This is a genomic window from Tardiphaga sp. (genome assembly GCF_044340795.1).
Taxonomy (GTDB): Bacteria; Pseudomonadota; Alphaproteobacteria; order Rhizobiales; family Xanthobacteraceae; genus Tardiphaga.
In genome coordinates, this window is sequence record NZ_JBIISY010000381.1 from 1 (window position 1) to 3,921 (window position 3,921).

Annotated in this window: 6 protein-coding genes; 5 read left to right on the plus strand and 1 reads right to left on the minus strand. The window is 61.9% G+C overall.

All coding sequences use genetic code 11. From position 1 onward, the window contains the following. Nucleotides 1-85 precede the first annotated feature (85 nt). Nucleotides 86-340: a DUF6894 family protein gene (locus ACIQ17_RS31755; protein ID WP_398473506.1), complete on the minus strand. Its 255-nt coding sequence runs from the start codon at nt 338-340 to the stop codon at nt 86-88. Nucleotides 341-601: 261 nt separating this feature from the next. On the opposite strand from ACIQ17_RS31755, the gene pqqA reads away from it, so the two are divergent. From pqqA to pqqE, 5 genes are all read left to right on the plus strand, one after another. Continuing rightward, entirely contained in the window at nt 602-682 is an 81-nt protein-coding gene (gene pqqA / locus ACIQ17_RS31760; protein ID WP_089267584.1) for a pyrroloquinoline quinone precursor peptide PqqA, read from the plus strand. A gap of 175 nt (nt 683-857) precedes the next feature. Further along, nucleotides 858-1,793, plus strand: a complete 936-nt coding sequence (gene pqqB / locus ACIQ17_RS31765; RefSeq protein WP_398473508.1) for a pyrroloquinoline quinone biosynthesis protein PqqB — start codon at nt 858-860, stop codon at nt 1,791-1,793. Nucleotides 1,794-1,795: 2 nt separating this feature from the next. Next, nucleotides 1,796-2,551 carry a pyrroloquinoline-quinone synthase PqqC gene (gene pqqC / locus ACIQ17_RS31770; RefSeq protein ID WP_398473512.1) on the plus strand — a complete coding sequence of 252 codons (756 nt, stop codon included), beginning with the start codon at nt 1,796-1,798 and terminating at the stop codon, nt 2,549-2,551. Between the two features lie 9 nt (nt 2,552-2,560). Beyond that, complete coding sequence (gene pqqD / locus ACIQ17_RS31775) at nt 2,561-2,878, plus strand: pyrroloquinoline quinone biosynthesis peptide chaperone PqqD (RefSeq protein ID WP_398473509.1); 318 nt, start codon at nt 2,561-2,563, stop codon at nt 2,876-2,878. Continuing rightward, nucleotides 2,875-3,921 (plus strand): pyrroloquinoline quinone biosynthesis protein PqqE (gene pqqE / locus ACIQ17_RS31780; protein WP_398473511.1); only part of this gene is annotated, 1,047 nt, incomplete at its 3' end. The genes pqqD and pqqE, both read left to right, overlap by 4 nt.

The window sequence follows — 3,921 nt, forward strand, 5'->3', positions numbered from 1 at the left end:
GTCCGGAGCTTTCCAAGACTCACTGTCGGATATTTCGGTACCGCTGCGCAATCAAAACTATCAGCGCATCACAGCTGCACGTCACTCAATGGCGCGTGGTCGAATCCGCCGAATCCAGCAGCGCCTCGCTGAAAGGAAATTCCAGTACGATCTCGCCCTGCTCGTCGGTCACTTCCAGCACCGCCGCCAGCAGATCACGCTGCGTGCCTTCCGAGCGCAGCAACTGCATGATCATGGAGCGCGCAACCTCCCAGGCATGGTCGGGATTGCGCAGCAATTCGCCGTCTGGATCGTCGACGACCTCGTCGCCAAGGCGGGTGTTGAAGAAATAACGTGGCATAGCGATACCCGACTTCCAGGAATGTGCCGCGAGCAGCGGGTGATGTGTCTGCCGCGATCTCGCATACGAGGTTAAGGAACGCGGCTGGCTTTGCAATGTTGCATTGCGGACTATTGTGCGGTGCACGCAAACGTGATTTTTTATGCGCTAACCTGACTGCCTTCCCTCACATTGTGATGACGAGACTGTTGGCGAACCTTTAGGCAACGGTTAGAGTTATGGTGTTGCAGCATCGGCTGCAGTCACGAGCGGGAGAGCATCATGGCCTGGAAAGCACCGAAGATCGTTGAAGTTGCGGTCGGCATGGAAATCAACATGTACGCTTGCGCCGCGCGCAAGTAAGATCGACTTCAAGCCGATCGGGGCGTCTTGCCGGACTTGCCGGGAAGGCGCCCTTTTCGACTCGGTCCTTCTGGACTTGGGCCTTCTCGACGCGGGCCTTCTCGACTCAGACGGCATCTCGATGCCGGCTGCTCATATCTCCGCTGTCTTTATCTCGCTGGCTTGAGGCGATCTGATGTTGCGTATCGTCGTTCTTGGAGCCGCAGCCGGCGGTGGAATCCCGCAATGGAATTGCGGATGTCAGATGTGCCGGGCCGCGCGCAGCGACAAGCCCGAACTGCAGAGCGGCCAGGCGTCCATCGCCGTCAGCGCCGATGACCGCAACTGGTTTTTGATCAATGCTTCCCCCGACCTGCGACAACAGGTCACCGACACGCCGCAACTGCATCCGCAGGAGGGCGCACTGCGCCATTCCCCGATCGCGGGGGTGATACTCACCAATGGTGAGGTGGATGCGGTAGCGGGCTTGCTCTCGATGCGTGAAGGCTCGCCGTTTACGGTCTATGCGCATCAGCGCGTGCTGGCGATCCTGAAGGCGAACAGTATTTTCAACGTGCTGTCGGACAAGAACGTAAAGCGCGAGGCGGTCGAGATCGACCGGAGTTTTGCGTTGCGGCTGCAGGATGGCATGGCGTCGGGGCTTGAAGTGCTGCCTTTCACGGTGCCCGGCAAAGGAGCGTGGTATCTGGAGGGGCAGGCGCATCCGACCGGCACCGATGGCGACGGCGACGGCGATACGCTGGGCCTGCGCATCAGCGAGTCGGCCAGCGGCAAGCATTTCTATTTCATCGCCGCGTGCGCGCGCGTGACGCCGGAATTGAAAGCCCGCATCAGCCGCGCACCGCTGCTGTTCTTCGATGGCACCGTATGGCGTGATGACGAACTGGTTGCTGCGGGGCTCGGGCAGAAAACGGGCCAGAGCATGGGGCATATCGCCATGTCCGGTGAAGACGGTGCGATCGCGTCGCTTGCGGATGCCGGCATCGGCCAGAGATTCTTCCTGCACATCAACAATTCGAATCCGGCTCTGCTGCGCGACTCCACTGAACGCGCGGCGCTGACCACCACCGGATGGAAGATCCCCCATAACGGGATGGAGATCACGCTGTGAAACTGTCCGCGCTCTCGATCGACAACAGCGTGCCGCTCGACACCGCCGAGCAACTGGAGGCGGCGCTGCGCGAGATCGGCGCGACGCGCTATCACAGCCTGCATCCGTTCCATAAGCTGCTGCATGGCGGCAAGCTCAACAAGGGCCAGGTGCAGGCCTGGGCGCTGAACCGCTATTATTACCAGAGCACGATCCCCATCAAGGATGCCGTGGTGATCTCGCGCTTTCGCGACCGCGCCACGCGGCTGGAATGGCGCCATCGCATCGAGGACCATGACGGCGATGTCGGCGCGGAAGGCGGCATCGAGCGCTGGCTGAAACTGACCGAAGGGCTCGGGCTGGACTCGGCCTATGTGGAATCCACCGAAGGCATCCTGCCCGCCACGCGCTTCGCCGTGGAGGCCTATGTGCATTATGTCCGCGACCGCTCGCCGCTGGAGGCGATCGCCTCCTCCCTGACGGAACTGTTCGCGCCGAACCTGCATGAGGAGCGCATTTCCGGCATGCTGAAGCATTACGACTTCGTCAATCCGGACATCATGAGCTATTTCAGCCGCCGCCTGACCCAGGCGCCACGCGATGCCGGATTTGCGCTGGATTACGTCAAGCAGCATGCCACGACGCCGGCCGAACGGCGGCTGGTGGCCAATGCGCTGATCTTCAAGACCAATGTGTTGTGGGTGCAGCTTGACGCGCTATATCATGCCTATGTGGATGGCCATGTGCCGCCGGGCGCCTTCGTGCCCGCGGCCGGATAGAGGCAGATCATGACGGAGCCGCGCAGCCGTCGGATGGAAGTCTCCGAGGCGAGCAAGCCGATCTTGCCGCGCCACGCCCGGCTGAAATTCGACGAGACACGGCAGGTGTGGGTGATCCTCGCCCCCGAGCGCGTGCTGGCGCCCGACGAGATCGCGGTCGAGATCCTGCAGCTCTGCGATGGCGCCCGCAGTGTCGCCGATATCGTCGACCTGCTCGCCGCGAAATACAACGCGCCGCGCGACGACATCGGCAATGACGTCATCGCCATGCTGCAGGACCTCGCGGACAAGGGCTTTCTCACGCAAGCGCGGGAAAAGACGCCATGAGCCCGACGCTGACAGATGCTTCGCCGGTTGCGAACGACAGCCTCGCGGTGCTGGAGCGCACGCGCTCGACGGCCGAGACGTTCGGCATTCCACTGGCGGTGCTGGCCGAGCTGACTCATCGCTGCCCGCTGCAATGTCCGTATTGCTCGAACCCGGTCGAACTGGATCGCGCCAATAGCGAGCTCACCACCGACGAATGGAAGAAGGTGCTGAGCGAGCTTGCCGAGATCGGCGTGCTGCAGATCCACTTCTCCGGCGGCGAACCGACGGCGCGCAAGGACATCGTCGAGCTGGTGCAGCATGCCACCAATGTCGGGCTATATACGAATCTGATTACCTCGGCGGTTCTTCTATCGCGCGAGAAACTTGAAGCGCTGGCGGATGCCGGCCTCTGCCATGTGCAGATCAGTTTTCAGGGCAATGAGCCCGTGGTCGCCGATCGGGTCGGCGGCTATCGCGGCGGGCATGCAAAGAAGATCGAGGTGGCGCGCTGGACGCGCGAGCTCGATCTGCCGCTGACGGTGAATGCGGTGATGCACCGTCAGAACCTACATCAGCTCGCGGACATCATCCAGATGGCGGTCGATCTCGACGCCGATCGGCTGGAAGTCGCCAATGTGCAATATTACGGCTGGGCGCTGAAGAACCGTGCTGCACTGATGCCGACCATTGAGCAGATCGACGACACCAGCCGCATCGTCGATGAGGCACGGGTGCGGCTGAAGGGCATTCTGGACATCGATTATGTGGTGCCGGACTATTATGCGCTGCGGCCGAAGAAGTGCATGGGCGGCTGGGGCCGGCAGTTCTTCAATATCTCGCCGGCCGGCAAGGTGCTGCCCTGCCACGCTGCGGAGACCATCACCGGGCTCGACTTCGAAAGCGTGCGCAGCAATCATTCGATCGCCTGGATCTGGCAGAATTCCGAAGCCTTCAACCGCTATCGCGGCAGCGGATGGATGCCGGAGCCCTGCCGCAGCTGCGAGTTCAAGGAAGTGGATTTCGGCGGCTGCCGCTGCCAGGCCTTTGCATTGACCGGCGAT